This window comes from Streptomyces sp. LX-29, assembly GCF_029541745.1.
Lineage (GTDB): Bacteria > Actinomycetota > Actinomycetes > Streptomycetales > Streptomycetaceae > Streptomyces.
Window position 1 is genome coordinate 2,425,472 of sequence record NZ_CP089746.1, and the last position, 17,000, is coordinate 2,442,471.

Here is a 17,000-nt window from a genome sequence, read left to right on the forward strand (position 1 = left end):
TCTTCCTTGGCTCCCCTAGCTCCGCTGGCTCCCGTGCTGCCCTGACGGGTCCCCTGAGTCTCCGGTCCGGCGGTCATTCGCCACGCTCGCCTTCGACGCGCATCATGCTGGCGACGTCACGGACGGTGTCCAGACCGCGCAGCGCCTCGACGGTCGCGGAGAGCGCGGCGTCGGCGGCCCGGTGGGTGACGACGACCAGCGAGGCCTCGCCGGCCTTGCCCTGCTGGCGGACGGTGTCGATGGACACGCCGTGCTCGGCGAAGACGGTGGCGACCTGCGCCAGCACACCCGGCTTGTCGGCCACGTCCAGGCTGATGTGGTAGCGCGTGACCACGTCGCCCATCGGGCTCACCGGCAGCCGGGTGTAGGCGGACTCGCCCGGCCCGGTGGTGTCCGCCAGCTTGTTGCGGCAGGCCGCGACCAGGTCGCCGAGGACGGCCGAGGCGGTCGGCGAGCCACCCGCGCCCGGACCGTAGAACATCAGCTGGCCGGCGGCCTCGGCCTCGACGAAGACGGCGTTGTACGCCTCGCGGACCGAGGCCAGCGGGTGCGACAGCGGGATCATGGCGGGGTGCACCCGGGCGGTGACGGACTTGCCGTCCCCGGCCCGCTCACAGATGGCGAGCAGCTTGACGGTGCAGCCCATGCGCTTGGCGGAGGCGATGTCGGCCGCGGTCACCTCGGAGATGCCCTCGCGGTGCACATCGTCCAGGCGCACCCGGGTGTGGAAGGCGATGCCGGCCAGGATGGCGGCCTTGGCGGCGGCGTCGAAGCCCTCCACGTCGGCGGTCGGGTCGGCCTCGGCGTACCCCAGCGCGGTGGCCTGGTCGAGCGCCTCCTGGTAGCCCGCGCCGGTGGTGTCCATCGCGTCGAGGATGAAGTTGGTGGTGCCGTTGACGATGCCCAGCACCCGGTTGACCTTGTCGCCGGCGAGCGACTCGCGCAGCGGCCGCACCAGCGGGATGGCGCCGGCGACGGCAGCCTCGTAGTACAGGTCCCGGCCGTGCTCCACGGCCGCCGCGTGCAGCGCGGCGCCGTCCTCGGCCAGCAGCGCCTTGTTGGCCGAGACGACGCTGGCGCCGTGCTCGAAGGCGGTGGTGATCAGCGATCGGGCGGGCTCGATGCCGCCGATCACCTCGATGACGACGTCGAGGTCGCCGCGTTTGACCAGCGCGGTGGCGTCGGTGGTGATCAGCTCCGCCGGGATCCCCTCACGGACCCGGTTGGGCCGGCGCACGGCGACTCCGGCGAGCTCGACCGGCGCGCCGATGCGGGCCGTGAGGTCGTCCGCGTGCGTCGTCATGATGCGCGCCACCTCTGAGCCGACCACTCCACAGCCCAGCAGCGCCACTTTCAGCGGACGCGTACGCATCATCCGACCTCACTTCTCATTCATTCTTGCGACGCGTCTCTTCTTGTGACGCGCCGGGAGCGTCCGAGAGGACGCACCAGTCTTGCTCACGGAGGGCGTTTCGCCTCCGTGGATCCATTATCCGAGATTCATTTCTCGGGTACCGACACCGTGCCGTTCACGCGGCGGGCGGCACCGGACGAACGGCGCGCCCGGGGCACCGGGCACCGGTTGCGGACGGGAGACCGGACCGGTCCGCCCGGCCCCCGCCCGTCCCCCGCCTGGAGCCGCTCACCCCACATCGAGGCGCAGCAGGTCCTCCTCAGTCTCCCGCCGGACGATGACCCGGGCCGCGCCGTCCCGCACCGCGACGACGGGCGGGCGCAGCGCGTGGTTGTAGTTGCTGGCCATGGAGCGGCAGTAGGCGCCGGTGGCGGGCACGGCGATCAGGTCGCCGGGCGCGATGTCGGCGGGCAGGAAGGCGTCGCGCACCACGATGTCCCCGGACTCGCAGTGCTTGCCGACGACGCGGACGAGCAGGGGTTCGGCGGTGGAGGTGCGGGAGACCAGCGCGACCGAGTAGTCGGCGTCGTAGAGCGCGGTGCGGATGTTGTCCGACATCCCGCCGTCCACGCTCACATACGTCCGCAGCCCCGGCAGCTCCTTGACCGTGCCCACCTCGTACAGCGTGAACGTGGTCGGCCCGACGATGGCTCGGCCCGGTTCCACGGAGAGCCGGGGCACCGCCAGCCCGGCGGTCCGGCACTCGCGCTCCACGATCTCGCGCAGCGCGCGGGCGATCTCGTGCGGCTCGCTGGGGTCGTCGTCCGGCGTGTACGCGATGCCGAGTCCGCCGCCCAGGTCGATCTCGGGCAGTTCGACGCCGTGCTCGTCGCGCACCTGCTTCAGCAGCCCGACGACGCGGTGCGCGGCGACCTCGAAACCGGAGGTGTCGAAGATCTGCGAACCGATGTGCGAGTGGATGCCCACCAGCTCCAGCCCGTCGAGCTTCAGCGCCCGCCGGACGGCCTCGGCGGCCTGCCCGTTGGCCAGCGCGATGCCGAACTTCTGGTCCTCGTGGGCCGTGGCGATGAACTCGTGGGTGTGCGCCTCGACGCCGACGGTGACGCGGATCTGGACCCGCTGACGCCTGCCGAGCCGCTCGGCGATGTGGGCGACCCGGACGATCTCCTGGAAGGAGTCGAGCACGATGCGCCCGACGCCGGCCTCGACGGCGTACCGGATCTCGGCCTCGGTCTTGTTGTTGCCGTGCAGGGCGATCCGCTCGGCCGGCATCCCGGCCGCCAGCGCGGTGGAGAGCTCGCCGGCCGAGCAGACGTCGAGGTTGAGCCCCTCCTCGTGCAGCCATCGCACGATGGCGCGGGAGAGGAACGCCTTGCCGGCGTAGAAGACGTCGGCGGCCTCGCCGAACGCCTCCCGCCAGCTGCGGCACCGAGCCCGGAAGTCCTCCTCGTCCAGGATGTACGCCGGCGTGCCGAACTCCTCGGCGAGCCGGGTCACGTCCAGCCCGGCGACGGTGGCGACGCCGTCCTCGTTCCGGTCGACCGTACGGGACCAGACCCGGGGTTCCAGGACGTTCAGATCGGCGGGCGGTGCGAAGTAGTGGCCCTCGGGCAGCACGTCGGCGTGGCGGGGTCCTGCGGGGTGAGCGGAACGACTCATGGTGTCTCTGGACTCCTCAGAGATGTGCGGGTGCGCTGATGCCGAGCAGGTGCAGGCCGTTGGCGAGCACCGTCCCGGCCGCGTCGGCGAGCGCCAGCCGGGAGCGGTGCACGGCCAAGGGTTTCTGCTCGCCGCACGGCAGCGCGGGACACGCGTCGTGACAGCGGAAACAGGCGTCGGCCACGGCTTCGAGGTACCGCGCGACCCGATCGGGCTCCCGATCCCGGGCGGCGGCCTCGACGATGCGGGGAAAGTCCGCGAGCGCCTGCGCGAGACCGGTCTCGGCGGGGTGCTCGTAGTCCCCCGCGAGGGGCTCGACCCCCAGGTCGCGCCCGTTCCGGAGCAGGGCACGGGTACGGGAGTGGGCGTACCGGACCCGGAAGAGCGGGTTGCTCTCACGCTGGGCGAGGAGGCGGGCGGGGTCGAGATCGGGAAGGTCGTGCGGGGCGGGCCGCAGCAGGGCCCAGCGCAGCGCGTCCTCGCCGAGGAGGGGGAGGAGCTGGTGGAGGGGGGACTCGACGTCACGGACGTGGACGCGGTGGACGCGGAGCGGGTGAGGGTCGTCGGGGGAGCCGCTCATGGCGAAGGCGCCAGCGGCGCTTTCACCAACCGCGCTGCTGTCGACGCCCACGTCGCCCATGACCGCGTCGCACATGACGATGTCGCCCCCGCCATCCTCGGCCGGGTCATCGACGCGCGCGCCGGAGGCGAGGGCGAGCCGGCACACGGCCTCACCGACGACGGTGGCCCGGGCTCGCCCGTCGTGCGTGATCCTCAGCCGGTGGCCGTCGAGCCCCTGGTTACGCCCGTAGTCGGCGCCCTGCTCTCGGATCAGCTCGACGAGGCGGGCGTGAGAGTCCCCGGAGAGGGTGATGTTGAGGAAGCCCGGCCCGGCGATGTCGACGCCGCGGATACCGGGTTCCCGTACGAGCCGCCGCCGCAGCACCTCGGCCACGGCGCGGGGGGCGAGCCCATCGCCCCGGGCGCCGCCGGCGAGCCGGAGGGCCACGTTCGTCGCGTAGTCCCCACACCCGGGCCGCGGCGGGCTCTGCACGACGACCCGCTCCGGCACCGCCACCCGCAGCTCGTCGGCCTCGACGGCGCGACGCACTGTGCGCAACACGATGCGGGAGAGCTGGGCGGGGGTCACGGCACAAGCGTATGGGAGGAGGGGGGTGGGGACGCGAACCGGTTTCGCGTGGTGGGACGCGGTGGTGGTGAGGGGAGCGGGCGGGGCGAGAGACAGGGGGACCAGCAGCGGATCACCGGGGCTGGGCTCGATCGCCCGGCGCTGGATCACCCGGCACTGGGCCCGACGGGCTCCGCATCGCCAGGGGCCGCCGCCCCTGACACCCCCTCCCCTTCCCTCTTCCGCAACAGCTGCCGAACCAGCCGCACCAGCTCCGAGGGCTCGAACGGCTTCGCCAGAAACGCGTCCACCCCGGCCGCGAGGCCCTCCTCGACCTCCAGCTGCGTACACGCGCTGACGAGCGCCACCGGTACATGGCACGTACGCGCGTCGGCGCGCAGCAGCGCCGCCGTCCGCACTCCCCCGAGCCGCGGCATCACGACATCGAGAGTGATCACATCGGGCCGCACCTGGTGCACGATCTCCAGACACTCGGCACCATCGACCGCGGTCACGACCTCGAAGCCCTCAAGCTCGAGATTGACCCTGATCAGCTGCCGGATGACCTTGTTGTCATCGACAACAAGGACCCGGCCGGTCAAGCCAGGCACATTCGAAGAGTAGGCGCGCCACCGCGACCGCGTCCGGGTTTTCCCCACTTCCACCACGTGCGGGGGACCTTTCGCCGACCACCTGCGACAGGCTCCCGCGATGCGCTAGCCCCCACCGATTACAGCCCCCTCGCCACCCACCCGCCGCCCGTCCCGGTACTCGTACCTGATCACCCTCTCGGAGCTGGTAGTGTTCTACCCGTCGCCGCGAGCAGCAGCGACGAAGCCCCCGTAGCTCAGGGGATAGAGCAACGGCCTCCGGAGCCGTGTGCGCAGGTTCGAATCCTGCCGGGGGCACCTTGTACGAGGTGCCGAAAGACCCCGCCACCAGCCAAGACGCTGAGGCGGGGTCTTTGTGTATGTGCAGCCGGGTGCCGTCGAGCGCAGCCCCATGACAGTGATCACGTAGTGACGACGTAATGATCTTGGTGGGCCTTTCAGCAGGTCAACGGCCGCTTCCGCACCCTTCTCAAGGCAGCCTCTCAGACGCGACGAAAGCCCCGGATCGCTTCGGGGCCCGCGTCGACTTGTCTAGCGGAGCTCTACTCTTCGGGTCCGTCCTCCTCTTCCTCTCCCAGACTCTTCATGATCCGTTCGTTCATCTCGACTTCCTGGCCATCGACGCACTTGGCGTGGATCTTGAGCAGCACCTCAACCGAGTGCCCGGCCCGCGCGGCGACCTCCGCCGGAGGGACGCCGGAGTTGAGCCACTGGGAGACGCCCGCGTGACGAAGGTCGTAGGGGCGAGCCGCCAGCACAGAGGAGACCTTGGCTCAACGGGCGCCCATTCCAGACCACAGGCCAGCGATTCCGGCGATGACAGCGCCTATCACCGCACCGCTCAGCCCAATGATCAATTGCCTGCGCGTTTCGATACTCAATCCGCGAGCCTCTCGACGCCTCTGAGGAATTAGGCGAACCGTCCCCGTGACGTAAGCGCCTATTGCGTTAGGGACGAAGGTCGCGCAGGCACCTCCAACCAGGACCGGAAAAGCATACACCCAAAGACCGATGTCCATAAGAAGAAAAACCCCGGCAATGATCACAGCAGACAAGAGCGCGCATTTATCAAAAGCACCCTGGAGTAGGGCGTATCCTCCGCGTAGATTCCGCTTACCCTTCACGAAGTCGCGGATGGCAACTGCTACGGCACGACTTTCAGTATTCGAGGACGCGGTAACATCCGCGCGCTCGTCCCATAGATCTACTGAGACCAGCGGATCCTTGAGGGCAAGACGCACGCTCTTGAGCTCCTCAGATGTCGCATCTCGCAAGTCATCCGGCTCATCTGCGATTGCGTCCCCGGCCGTAAGCGATACCGCTTCGACGCAGCCGCTTTTCCTCTCTAGTTCCTTGAGGGCCTCGTAGATTATCTGCACATCATCCAGGTAAAGCTTCGATGACCCAAGTCGATAACGCACCAATCCCGGATCGTTCGACGGGATTTTAATGGATCGTTGAAGCGCCATTTGAGGCCCCGTGGTAGCGTTACTGCAGCTCAGCGCTCAGGAATCCGCGACGAGCCAAGGAAGTAAGCGTCACTTCCTTTCTAACACCGCCCCCTGTCCGCGGCATCTCGGAAGGGGCCTACCCAGGCATGCAACGCGGACATCAACTCATGCGGCATGCCTACTAATTGCCAGAAGTGGACCTCGCTCTAGGCAGTTGAATACCCTGCGTTGCTCAGTAGCACAGTAGAGCAACTGGGGAAACTAGCAACGTCGCCGCTCGCGGATCGCCCAACTGATTAGATATCAGATCTCCACGATCTTGCGACCGGTGTTGGTCGTGGGGCAGCCTGACACCCACCCCTGGCATCAGTATCGGCGCACACCCGCCTCCCATGCTGGCCACGCTGGCTTCAGGAGCGAGCTCCACGGCCGTTACGGAGGGTGACCGAGTGAGCTTACAGAGTGCGTGTCAACAGGGAAAGGTGCGTCGCCCCGCGTTCCAGCCGCCATACAGCGACGGCACGCGGGGCTGCTCTGTTCGCGACCCTAACCCGATTAGGTCGCCCTGGATATTACAAGCTCAGCGCGTGATCTCCACGGAACAAACGCGCGAAGCTAACAGCTGCGCGAACGGAGAAATAACCAAGGTTCTGCCGTCTTCCAGGATCAGCCCCTTGGACCCCCCGTGCAGGGTCAGCAAGTTGTCCACCCTGGAATGAACGCCGTCGATTCTCACGATGTCGCCTCTGCGGATTGTCCTGGCGTTGACCGCCATTACCTTCAGCATTCTGGTCCTCATGCTGCCCCCTTCCGCCCGCTCTCGTCTTCCATCTCGGAAACCAGGCCCGAGGTCAGCAGCCTCGCCAGCGACAACACCACATCCGGGTGCACCGAACCGAGGCACACCATCCCGTCACCCTCGACGTTCACATCGGCCCTGAGCCCGGGGAACCCCGACTCCAAGCCGGCTGCGCGGAGCCTTTGCGCCAGTGCCTCCGCACCGCGGTTCGCTGCCGACCAACCGCGCACGTAGGGCACTCCCGGTTCCAGGCTCTCCGCCCGTCTCCGGCATACGCCTCGCGGGTCCGTCATGTACTCCACTCCTTGACCGCATTCAGTCCGCGATGTCACCAGAGGAAATCTCGCTCCCCGGGGCGGGACCTGCGCAGGTGACAGCCCGCCGTAGCAACTCCGAGAGTCGTTGCGCGGTCTCCGGCGAGATGCGGCCGAGCTCGATGAACCCCTGTCCGAACGCGTTCAAATCGGCCCGCAGAAAGGGGAATTCACGCTCAAGCCCGGCCGCGATCAGCACGTCACGCAGGGCCGCGACCGCGTCACGGGCCGCGTACCACTCGCCGTTGTCGACCGGCGACCAGCTGGCGGCGTCGTGCTGCCCCGTGTCGCCGTCAAGCACGGAGAGGATCCTGCTCCGGCCGCCCTGACTGCGTGGTCTCGGCGAGACGCTTCTGCTCCTCGCCGTACCGGTCCGCCCGGGCCACCAACGCGGCCGCGGCGACGAACATGGCCACCAGGGCGTGGATGCGGGCCGGCCGGTACTCCGGTACCCCTCGCGGCGTGCACAGCCAGGTGTAGCGGTCGCCGCTCAGCGGCATGGGGCCGGGCACCACGATGACGGAGCCTTCATCGAGGTAGCGGTACTCGGGCGGCTCCGCGGTCTCGTTCTTCATCGCCGTCTCGAAGCGCTCCCGCGACCTCGCCGGAAGGAAGAACTCCGCCTTCTTCTCCGCCCAGTCGACGATGACCGGGCCCATCGGCATCGCATACCGATCGAGCTGATCGAAGGTCTCCAACCCGATTCGCTGGTCCATCTCCACCACGTCGAAGAGGCGGCCGGTGTGCAACGAGTACGGGGTACGCGGGTTCGCCGCCCACGTCGCACGGCACACTTCCGGATTCTCTGCGACGGCGGAAAGCCACTGGATTCCCCGCTTCGTCACGGTCTGCACGTGATCTCACCTCGCTAGCCTTCGCGGCGACCTGTTGTCCACCGGTGGGACCAGCCTTCGCCTCAAGCCCCTGAGCTGGGCAGATGACGAGAGGTGACGAGGGGTGACGACCCCCGAAGCAGCGCGTCACCCGGCGTCGCCCCATCGTGGGCAGCAATCGCCAAGTACCGGCCACAACAACGGCTTTGTTTCCGTACATTCAGGGGACATCTGAAGCACCGCCCCCCTCATGAAGGAGGCGAGCACCACGGACTCAACGCAGTCGTTCGGCGCGCTTCTGCGCGAGGCGCGGAAGGCTCGCGGCTGGGGTCAGCTGCGGTTGGTGAGGGAGCTTCGAGACGCGGCAGCCCGTCAGGGGAAGGCTCTGCCGACCGACGCCAGCGTGAAGCGGCGTATCGCGAGCGGGGAGAACGGGCACAGTGTGCCGGACGAGTTCTACGGGCCGCTGATCTGCGAAGTGTTCGGGATGACGGCCGCTGAGTTGGGCCTGCACCACATCACCGGCCAGGACTCCCAACTTCTGGAGACCCGCTACCCGCCGAGCCCGGAAGATGCGTTCCGCACCGTTGATCAACTGTGGCGTGCGGACCTCCACGGCTACGAACCCCTTCTGGTGTCGGAGCCCTCATTGACGGCGTGGAGTGAGGCGTCACTCCGGTGGCTCGTTGCTCCCGAACCCGCCTTCCCGGCGACGCCCGGCCGGAGTGGGGTGCGCGTGGGTCTGGCCGACGTGGCAATGATCAAGTCCACCAGCGGCATGTTCGCCCAGCTCGATGACCGCTTCGGCGGCGAGCATGCCCGCCATTCAGTTGTGCAGTACCTCAGCCGCGATGTCGCGCCCCTGCTTACCGGGCAGTACACGGAGGCCGTGGGCCGCGCGCTGTTCTCCACGGTGGCAGAGTCCACGCTGCTGGCAGGCTGGATGTCGTACGACGCCTGCCAACACGGTCTGGCCCAGCGCTACTTCCTCCATGCGTTGCGGCTGGCCCAAGATGGCGACGACCGCCGGCTGGCCGGGAGCATCCTATCCGCGATGAGCCATCAGGCCACGTTCTTGGGCCACTTCACCGAGGCAGCGACCCTTGCCCGGGCCGCGCGCATGGGTATCGCCGGCGTGGCGACGCCGACACTCATGGCACAGTTCCACGCCATGGAGGCCCGAGCGCTGGCCCGTACCGGCGACACTCGCGCCTGCGAGCTCGCCCTAGCCGAGGCGACGAAGGCCCTGGAGAGCCGCAACAGCGGTGACGAGCCCGAGTGGATCACCTACTTCGACGAGGCGGAGCTCGCCGCCGAGGCCGCGCACTGCTTCCGCGATGTAAACAGCGCCCGCCGTGCCGTCGCGCACGCCGAGAACGCGATGAGTGGTCACCACGTGCGAAGCGACTTCTTCGCGACGATGGTGCTCGCCGACGCGCACCTTCGGGCCGGCGAACCGGCGGAGGCTTGCCGCGTGGCACTGGACGCGCTCGACCTGGGCGAACAGCTCAGGTCGGCACGCTGTGTCAGCTATCTTGCCGAGTTCCGGCAGCATCTCGCGACCGTCGGTGGCACTCCCGCAACGAAGGACTTCTACGACCAGGCCGCCGAGCACCGCCTGTGGCTGGCCACGGGCAAGACTGCATAGGAGGCCAGGTCAGAAGGGGCGCCAGTCGCGTCGGCTGGCGCCCGTCCTGAGAGCGTTCACCCGCCGCGTGAACTCTTCGGCCGCCTCGGCACTCGTGGTGACCTGGTGGCCGAGCCACACGACCATCATGAGCTCGCGGACGTCGGCGAGGACCGGGTATCCCGGCCAGTTCATCAGGTCGAACCCGTAGTGGTAGACGAACGACTCGTACTCGGCCCGCGTGTGCCAGCCGAAGCGCTCGTAGTAGATCGCGGTGAGGACGAGGTCCCACTCGCGCGGCGCCAGGGCGAAGCCGTCCAGGTCGATCAGGATCGCTTGACCGGCGCGGTGGCGGATCACGTTGCCTATGTTCGCGTCCCCATGGATCATGCCGAAGGGCAGCACGAAGTCCAGGCCGTCGTACGCCTTGTGGAGCTCACCAGCCCGCTTCTCAAGGAAGGACCGGTCGTCCTTGCCGACCCCGTCGAGCGCCCGCAGACCGGCGTCAAGCCGGGCGAACGGATCGAAGTACGGCAGGCCCAGCGACTCTGGCTCTTCCAGCCAGTGCAGCCGCCGCAGCAGGTCCGCGAGCTCATCCAGCCTCGCGTACTCCTCGTCATCCTGAGCGCTCTCCCAGAAGGTGACAACACTGCCGCCGGCCTCCAGCGGCTGGCGCACCCGCGGCAGCACTCGTGTCGCGGGAAAGTCCTCCGCCTCCAGCCAGCGAGCGACCCGCACGGCCCGGGTCATCTCGTCCAAGCTGCCGGGATCACGGGCGATGCGGACGACCGCGGAGATGGAGGCGAGCCGGTAGACGGCATTGGAGCCGAGCCTGAGCAGCTCAGCGCCCGAGGGGTCCAAGCCCGCCGTTCGACATGCCTCTTGGAGAACGGCACTCGCGCTACTCTCTGTGAACTGCGTCGCCCCGTTCGGGGACCCTCCATCACCCGAGATCATGCGTCGACGCTATCGCTCGCCGAAGCCACTCCGACAGAGACCCACGTAATCACGACGTAATGATCTTGCGTTGGGAAGTGGCGCGGTCTGGCCGCCTCCAGGTCAGGTGCTACCTGCGCTGGCGATCTCCGATGGGCTCCGGAGCCGTGTGCGCAGGTTCGAATCCTGCCGGGGGCACTTCACTGAAGTGCCGAAAGACCCCGCCACCAGCCAAGACGCTGAGGCGGGGTCTTTGTGCAATGTGCAGCGGGGTGCAGCCGTGATCCGCTGTCTGTCGGCAGTCGTGGCGTATTCGTGGCGTGGAGAGTGAGCCGTTTTCCCAGATCAGGCCCATGAGGCGGCTGAACCCCCGAGCGGTTCCCGGATCGCGACGAGCTGGGGCGGCAGCGGGACCGGACGGGTATCTTCGGCGGCTCGGTTCTTGAGCGCCCTGTCGTCGTCGCGGGCCAGCGGAAGGCCCCTGCGTGACCGCAGGTCAGCGTGGCTCGGGGGCGGGTCGCTTCTGCTGTTCGGACCCCTAGAACGTGATCACCGACACCGAGTTCGAGTTGAAGTTGGTCACGTAGACCCGGCGTCCGTCCGGGGACACCGCCACCCCGTCCGCCAACTCGCCGACAGGAATGGGGTCGCCCACGGTGGTGTCGGTGGCGGTGTCGATCACCGACACCGAGTCCGAGGTGGAGTTGGCCACGTAGACCCGGCTTCCATCCCGGGAGGCCGCCACACCTCCCGGCTGAGCGCCTACGGGGATGAGGTCGCCCACGGTGCGGTTGGTGGCGGTGTCGATCACCGAGACCGAGCTCGCGTAGTCGTTGGTCACGTAGAGCCGGCGCCCGTCCGGGGACACCGCCACCCCGTTCGCCGCCTCGCCGAGGGGAATGGGGTCGCCCACGGTGCGGTTGGCGGCGGTGTCGATCACCGTCACGGAGAAGCCGGTGGTCACGTAGGCCCGGCGCCCGTCGGGGGAGACCGCCACCCCGTCCGGCTTGTCCCCGAGGGGGATGGGGTCGCCCACGGTGCGGTTGGTGGCGGTGTCGATCACCGACACCGAGCGAGAGATGCTGTTGGTCACGTAGAGCCGGCGCCCGTCCGGGGACACCGCCACCTCCGCCGGATCCGTGCCGACGGGGATGGGGGCACCCACGGTGCGGTCGGTGGCGGTGTCGATCACCGACACCGAGTCCGGGCCGTAGTTGGTCACGTAGGCTCGGCGCCCGTCCGGGGAGACCGCCACACCTATCGGCAACTCGCCTACGGGGATGGGGTCGCCCACGGTGCGGTCGGAGGCGGTGTCGATCACCGACACCGAGCTCGAGCCGTAGTTGGCCACGTAGACCCGGCGCCCGTCCGGGGAGACCGCCACCCCACCGGGGCCGGAGCCGACCGGGATCGAGGACACGGATGTCGGTGCAGTGGGCAAGCCGGTGGTGGGTGCGGTGGTAGGGGTGGGTGCGGTGCCAGTGGGCTCGGGACTCGGCGAGCCGGGCTGGGTCGCGTAGATGATGCCGCCCACCACGACCAGCAGCGCGAGTACCGCCCCCGCAATGAGCCCGACCCGCCGGCGCCAGAGCCTCGACGGGCCTCGCGACAGCCGGCTCGCGCCGCCCGCTCGCGGCAGTTCCGGGGCCCGGCCAGCCGGTTCCTCCGGCTCGGGCGGCCGCGCGGGCTCCGGCGGCAGCGCCGGCTCAGTCAGCGGGGTCAGCTCGGTCGGTGGGGTCGGTTTGGGCGGCGGCACCGGCTCAGTGAGTGGGGTCGGCTCGGCCGGTGGGGTCGGCTCCGTCGGTGGGGTCGGTATTGGGGTTGTCGGCTCCGGGGTCCGGGGTGGTGGCTCGGGTGATGGGGTCGGGATGTGGGTGCGCGTCGGTTCCGGGGTGGGGGGTGGCGGCCGTGCCGGGAGAGTCTGGTCCCGTGCGCTGGGAGGGTGGGGCTCGGCGGCGATGGGAGTGAGCAGCCGTGCGACCTCGGCGCCGTCCATCCGCCGGGCGGGGTCCTTGGCCAGCAGCCCGAGGAGTACCGAGGTCAGGTCCGCCGCCCGGCGCGGCGGCGTGGGGTCTTCGAAGAGCAGGGCGGTCAGCGTGGCGTAATCGGAGCCGCGGTCGAAGGGGCCGGTCCCCTCCACCGCGAAGTACAGGGTGGCGCCGAGCGCGAACAGGTCGGAGGCGGGGGTGGGCTCCTCGCCGCGGGCTCGTTCCGGCGCCATGTAGGGCGGGGTCCCGACGATCCCCGCGGTGCTGGTCAGGCGCGGCTCACCGGAGCTCAGTTCCAGCGCGATGCCGTAGTCGGTCAGCAACACCCGGCCGCACTCAGGGCGATGCCCGGGCTGCGGGCTGGAGCGGGTCAGGAGGATGTTGGACGGTTTGACGTCCCGGTGCAGGACGCCGAGCCGGTGGCCCTCCAGCAGGGCGTCCAGGACCGCCAGCCCGATCCGCGCGACCTCGGGGGGCGGCAGCGGCCCGTGGGCGCGCACCACCGCCTCCAGGTCGCTCGCGCCGGGAACGAACGCCATGACGATCCACGGCAGGCCGCGCTCCTCCACGATGTCGTGCACGGTGACGACGTGGGGATGGTCGCGCAGTCGTGCGGCGTGGCGGGCCTCGCCGCGGGCCCGGGCGATCCGGCTGCTCACCTCGGACTCCGGGATGCCCGGCGGTAGATTGATCCCTTTGAGGGCGACCTCGCACGCCAGTTCCTGGTCGTGGGCGAGCCACACGCGCCCCATGCCTCCGGCCCCGAGCTGACGCAAGAGCCGGTAGCGCCCGGCGATCACGCGCCCAGCGGCCTCGCCTGCTCCTGTCATGGCGCTTCCTCTTCCAGGATGGCCAGCAGGGTTCCGCAGCGATCACAGAAAAGTTCCTTCTCCTGGTATCGCACATGCCTGAAGAACGGGCAAATCGCACAGAACGCGCATCGTCCGAGCCTCAAGGGTCTGCGGTACCGCAGCGAGGTACCGCACCCCCAGCGTCTGTCTCCAGCCGTTGGTGCCCCTCGACAGCCTTGATCTGACCGGTACGACCGCCGCCGACTGATCCCGCTTGAGCCGCGGATCGTAGATTGGCCCGATGGGCCTTTTCGACAGACTGACCGGTACCAAGCGTCCCGGCGACGGTGTCGCACCCCTTTCGGCCGAGGAAGTCCGGGTGGCGCTGCTCGGGCTCAACGGGCCGGACGTGCCGTACGTCGTGCGCAACGGCACGCCTGGTGAGGGTGCCGACCTGGTGGCCGAGTTGCGGATTCGGGACCCTGCCTGGCACACCTTCTTCGCCAGGACCCAGCTGAGCCGGACCATCAAGACCCGTATGCGTCTGGTGCCGGCGGACCACGAGGTCCGTGCCATGGACGAGCAGTTGGAGGTCACGTGGTTCGGGGATACGCCCAGGGTGGCGCCGCCGCGTGAGCACTCCCGCGGGCAGGTGAACACCGTTTCCCGGGACTGGACGATCGAGCGGGGGGCCGACGGCCGCCTGGGGATGTCGGAGGTGTTCCGCTTCGACACCGCGGAGATGAAGGACCCCCTGCGGGACACGGTCCTCGGCAGTGGATGGACATGGCGCGGAGTCGTGTTCAGGCTGTGACCGGCCCCCGTCACCGTCGTCAAAGACTGAGCCCCCGACCGGCACGCCCCGGCACCCAAGGCCGGGTGCCGGGGCGGTGCCGGAGGGCGTGAGGCCGTTGTCGTCCGGGCCTCCGTCGGGCGGCGTCAGGCCGTTGCCGGTGCCCCTTCCGGCGTGGCGGCAGGCGCCGGGGTGATCTGGAGGAAGCCCGCCACGCACATGCGCTTGAGGAGACGGGTCTGGGGCGGGGTGAGCCGGCCGGAGATCTCGCCGTACGTGCGGGGGCCCTGCGTCAGGAGCTCCCAGAGTTCGGTCACGCCGTCCATGCGGACGTCGGCGTCGATGGTGGTGCCGTGCGGGTCCTCGGTGGAGTAGATGCGCTTGCAGGGGACGGTGTCGCGCAGTGGTGACGGGGCCGAGGCGTGGTTGGTGACGGGGTTGCGCCAGTAGTCCGTCATGCCCGCCATGATCGGGGGCGGGAGCTGGATGTTGGCGGGCGGGTTGGTGGCCTTGAAGCCCGGTACGAGCAGGGTGACGCTGTCGCGGATGGCCGTGGTGGGGGCCAGGGCGATGAGGGCGTCGTCGGTGAGGTCGGCCGGTTCGGCCAGGGCGGAGGCGGCCAGGTACGGGCCCGTGGCGTCGAGGTCCTCCATCTTGCGGCTGCCGTGGGTCAGGACCTCCAGCAGGGCGGGCTGGAAGGCCGTGTTGAGCAGGGCGTCGAAGGTCTGCTCGCGGATGCCGAGGTCGGCGCCGGTGCCGCGGGTGTTCCAGTAGATGCTGCCCGGGTTGTTCTTGGCGATGGCGTGGTACCACTGGTCGATCATCAGCGCGAAGGTCTCGGCGGTGCCGTGCCACTTGGCGTTGTAGTCGTGCCACAGATGGCGCTGGTCGCTCTCGTCGAGGCTGCCGTCGACCGTCTTCTGGAGCAGCAGGGCGGCCGCCGCGGCCTGGGTGAGGGCGACGGCGACGCCGGAGGAGAAGAGCGGGTCCACGAAGAACGCGGCGTCGCCGACGAGCAGGTGCCGCTCGTCGTAGTCCGCGAACTCCTCGGCGACGCGCGAGTAGTTGGTCGCGGTGAGCATGTCGTCCGCGACCGGCACGGCGTCGGCTATCAGCTCCTTGAGGTACGGGACCTGACGCACCGTCTCCAGGAACGTCTTCTGGTCGGTGAAGTCGCGGCCCGGCTCCTTGAGGACGGCCGGGTTGGTGACGATGCCGATGGAGTGGGTGAGGACCCGCCTGCCGTCGATGATCTTGGGCACCGGGATGTACCAGCACCAGCCGTCGCGGAAGGCGAAGCAGCCGATGGGCGAGAGGTTGTCCGCGGTGAAGATGTTCCAGTCGGCTTCGAGGTTCTGGGTCTGGCCGCAGTGGGTGAAGTGCTGCCAGATGGCGATGTTCTTGAAGTGGGAGAGCCAGCCGCGCTTGTTGCGGGCGGCGGAGACACTGCTCTGGCGACCGGAGGCGTCGACGAAGTACCCGGCACGCACCTCGGCACCCTCGCCGAGGCGGACCACGCCGCCACGCGAGTCGGGCTCGTACGCCGTGACGGCGACGCCCTGGAAGACGTCCACGCCGACGTCGGCCGCGTGGTCCAGCAGGATGTGGTCGAACTCCGCCCGGTTGACGTGCATCGTCCAGCGGAACACGCCGTCCTTCTCGTACGGGGCCCGGTCGAACATGGCGATGCTGGGCTGCTCCGGATCCCAGGCGTAGATGCCGCCGAACTTCTTCACCCAGCACGGGCTGGCGAGCACCTTGGCCAGCGCCCCGCTCTCCTGGAGCGCCGGGACGACCGGGTGGGCGAAGGACTCGCCGATGTGCTCGCGCGGGAAGACCTCCTTGTCGAAGATGGCGACCCGGAGATCGGTGCGCTGGGCGAGCAGGGCGCCGAGGGTGGAGCCGGCCGGGCCGCCGCCCATGATCACGACGTCGTAGTACTCCCTCACGGTGTCTGACCTTTCGTTCGCTGTCGGGTGGATGTGCCGGTGGGTACGTCGAGGTGTGGGGGATGGGAGAGAAGGCGGCGCCGGACGTGGCCGCGCCGGAGGGTGACATGCCGAACCGACGTACCGAACTCGTCCCGCCGTCGGGCCGGTCCCGGGAGCGCGCATCAGGCGTGCGGTGGCGCCTCGGTGCCGGTGGTGCTGGTGCCGATGACGTCTCGGTGCCGGTGGTGCTCGGTGCCGGTGACGTCTATGTGCCGGTGACGTCCGTGAGTGCTCGGCGTCGGCGGTGGGACACCCTGGTACGGGCCCTCCCGGCCCGTCGGGGCGGGGGTGAAACGCAGCGTGGGGCTGCGGGAAGCGGTGCGGAGCCCTACCGCGTGCGCGGGGTGCGGGCGCCTGACGTGTCGCGCCGGGCGCCGGAGGAGCCGCGCGCGGTGCCGTGGTGGCGACGGCGGCCCTCGCGCGGGCCGTCGCCGGGGCCGGTATGCCGGGTCAGGTCCTCATGAGCCATGATGCGATACCCCCCGTTCCTCGCCCCCTCCCGGGAGGCGACGTCTCGACCGTACGGGGCGCGACGGTCGTCGTCCATGCGCGTTCGCCGTTCGGCGTGAGAAATCTCGTACAGGGGTGGGCGGTTGGCCATCGGCGAGCGCGAACCCGGGGCGTGGGGGGATGGATTCGGCCTGGTCAGCCTCCCCCCGCGGGCCCGCGCCCGTGCGCGTCGTCGGCCCGCACGCGCCATCGC

At 69.4% G+C, this 17,000-nt stretch carries 14 protein-coding genes, 1 tRNA gene and 1 pseudogene; 3 read left to right on the forward strand and 13 right to left on the reverse strand.

The window, feature by feature from the left end; translation table 11 throughout:
• Positions 1 to 73: 73 nt before the first annotated feature.
• The 4 genes from LRS74_RS10235 to LRS74_RS10250 all read right to left on the reverse strand — a co-directional run bounded on the left by LRS74_RS10235 (position 74) and on the right by LRS74_RS10250 (position 4,822).
• A complete protein-coding gene (locus LRS74_RS10235) occupies positions 74 to 1,375 on the reverse strand; it encodes a homoserine dehydrogenase (RefSeq protein WP_277740709.1) in 1,302 nt (433 codons plus the stop codon).
• 267 nt (positions 1,376 to 1,642) lie between these two features.
• On the reverse strand, positions 1,643 to 3,034 hold the full coding sequence (gene lysA, locus LRS74_RS10240; RefSeq protein WP_277740710.1) for a diaminopimelate decarboxylase: 1,392 nt from the start codon (positions 3,032 to 3,034) through the stop codon (positions 1,643 to 1,645).
• Between the two features lie 16 nt (positions 3,035 to 3,050).
• A complete protein-coding gene (gene nrtL / locus LRS74_RS10245) occupies positions 3,051 to 4,184 on the reverse strand; it encodes an ArgS-related anticodon-binding protein NrtL (protein WP_277740711.1) in 1,134 nt (377 codons plus the stop codon).
• A gap of 146 nt (positions 4,185 to 4,330) precedes the next feature.
• The gene (locus tag LRS74_RS10250; RefSeq protein WP_277744688.1) at positions 4,331 to 4,822 is read right to left on the reverse strand and encodes a response regulator; all 492 of its coding nucleotides are present in this window, start codon (positions 4,820 to 4,822) and stop codon (positions 4,331 to 4,333) included.
• 177 nt (positions 4,823 to 4,999) lie between these two features.
• Between LRS74_RS10250 and LRS74_RS10255 the strand changes: the two genes are divergently transcribed.
• A tRNA-Arg gene (locus LRS74_RS10255) sits at positions 5,000 to 5,071 on the forward strand.
• A gap of 245 nt (positions 5,072 to 5,316) precedes the next feature.
• Here LRS74_RS10255 and LRS74_RS10260 read toward each other — a convergent pair.
• From LRS74_RS10260 to LRS74_RS10280, 5 genes and pseudogenes are all read right to left on the reverse strand, one after another.
• A pseudogene (locus LRS74_RS10260) lies at positions 5,317 to 5,544 on the reverse strand (site-specific integrase); the annotation flags it as partial.
• Positions 5,545 to 5,547: 3 nt separating this feature from the next.
• A complete protein-coding gene (locus LRS74_RS10265; protein ID WP_277740712.1) occupies positions 5,548 to 6,243 on the reverse strand; it encodes a hypothetical protein in 696 nt (231 codons plus the stop codon).
• Between the two features lie 562 nt (positions 6,244 to 6,805).
• Positions 6,806 to 7,012: a hypothetical protein gene (locus LRS74_RS10270; protein ID WP_277740713.1), complete on the reverse strand. Its 207-nt coding sequence runs from the start codon at positions 7,010 to 7,012 to the stop codon at positions 6,806 to 6,808.
• Positions 7,013 to 7,339: 327 nt separating this feature from the next.
• Positions 7,340 to 7,639, reverse strand: coding sequence for a hypothetical protein (locus LRS74_RS10275; RefSeq protein WP_277740714.1), 300 nt, complete (start codon positions 7,637 to 7,639; stop codon positions 7,340 to 7,342).
• Positions 7,632 to 8,192 (reverse strand): bifunctional DNA primase/polymerase, encoded by a 561-nt coding sequence (locus LRS74_RS10280; RefSeq protein WP_277740715.1) that lies wholly within the window; start codon positions 8,190 to 8,192, stop codon positions 7,632 to 7,634. The genes LRS74_RS10275 and LRS74_RS10280 overlap by 8 nt, the downstream gene beginning before the upstream one ends.
• 382 nt (positions 8,193 to 8,574) lie before the next feature.
• On the opposite strand from LRS74_RS10280, the gene LRS74_RS10285 reads away from it, so the two are divergent.
• Complete coding sequence (locus LRS74_RS10285) at positions 8,575 to 9,819, forward strand: hypothetical protein (protein ID WP_277744689.1); 1,245 nt, start codon at positions 8,575 to 8,577, stop codon at positions 9,817 to 9,819.
• Positions 9,820 to 9,828: 9 nt separating this feature from the next.
• Here LRS74_RS10285 and LRS74_RS10290 read toward each other — a convergent pair whose 3' ends face one another.
• Both LRS74_RS10290 and LRS74_RS10295 read right to left on the reverse strand, forming a co-directional pair.
• Positions 9,829 to 10,755: an aminoglycoside phosphotransferase family protein gene (locus LRS74_RS10290; RefSeq protein WP_277740716.1), complete on the reverse strand. Its 927-nt coding sequence runs from the start codon at positions 10,753 to 10,755 to the stop codon at positions 9,829 to 9,831.
• A gap of 517 nt (positions 10,756 to 11,272) precedes the next feature.
• A complete protein-coding gene (locus tag LRS74_RS10295) occupies positions 11,273 to 13,552 on the reverse strand; it encodes a serine/threonine-protein kinase (protein ID WP_277740717.1) in 2,280 nt (759 codons plus the stop codon).
• 262 nt (positions 13,553 to 13,814) lie between these two features.
• Here LRS74_RS10295 and LRS74_RS10300 point away from each other — a divergent pair, with 262 nt between their 5' ends.
• The gene (locus LRS74_RS10300; protein ID WP_277740718.1) at positions 13,815 to 14,327 is read left to right on the forward strand and encodes a hypothetical protein; all 513 of its coding nucleotides are present in this window, start codon (positions 13,815 to 13,817) and stop codon (positions 14,325 to 14,327) included.
• A 125-nt stretch (positions 14,328 to 14,452) separates the two neighbouring features.
• Here LRS74_RS10300 and LRS74_RS10305 read toward each other — a convergent pair whose 3' ends face one another.
• Together LRS74_RS10305 and LRS74_RS10310 are read right to left on the reverse strand one after the other, a co-directional pair.
• Positions 14,453 to 16,255, reverse strand: coding sequence for a tryptophan 7-halogenase (locus tag LRS74_RS10305; RefSeq protein ID WP_277740719.1), 1,803 nt, complete (start codon positions 16,253 to 16,255; stop codon positions 14,453 to 14,455).
• Between the two features lie 370 nt (positions 16,256 to 16,625).
• Positions 16,626 to 16,766 carry a hypothetical protein gene (locus LRS74_RS10310; RefSeq protein ID WP_277740720.1) on the reverse strand — a complete coding sequence of 47 codons (141 nt, stop codon included), beginning with the start codon at positions 16,764 to 16,766 and terminating at the stop codon, positions 16,626 to 16,628.
• Between the last annotated feature and the right edge of the window lie 234 nt (positions 16,767 to 17,000).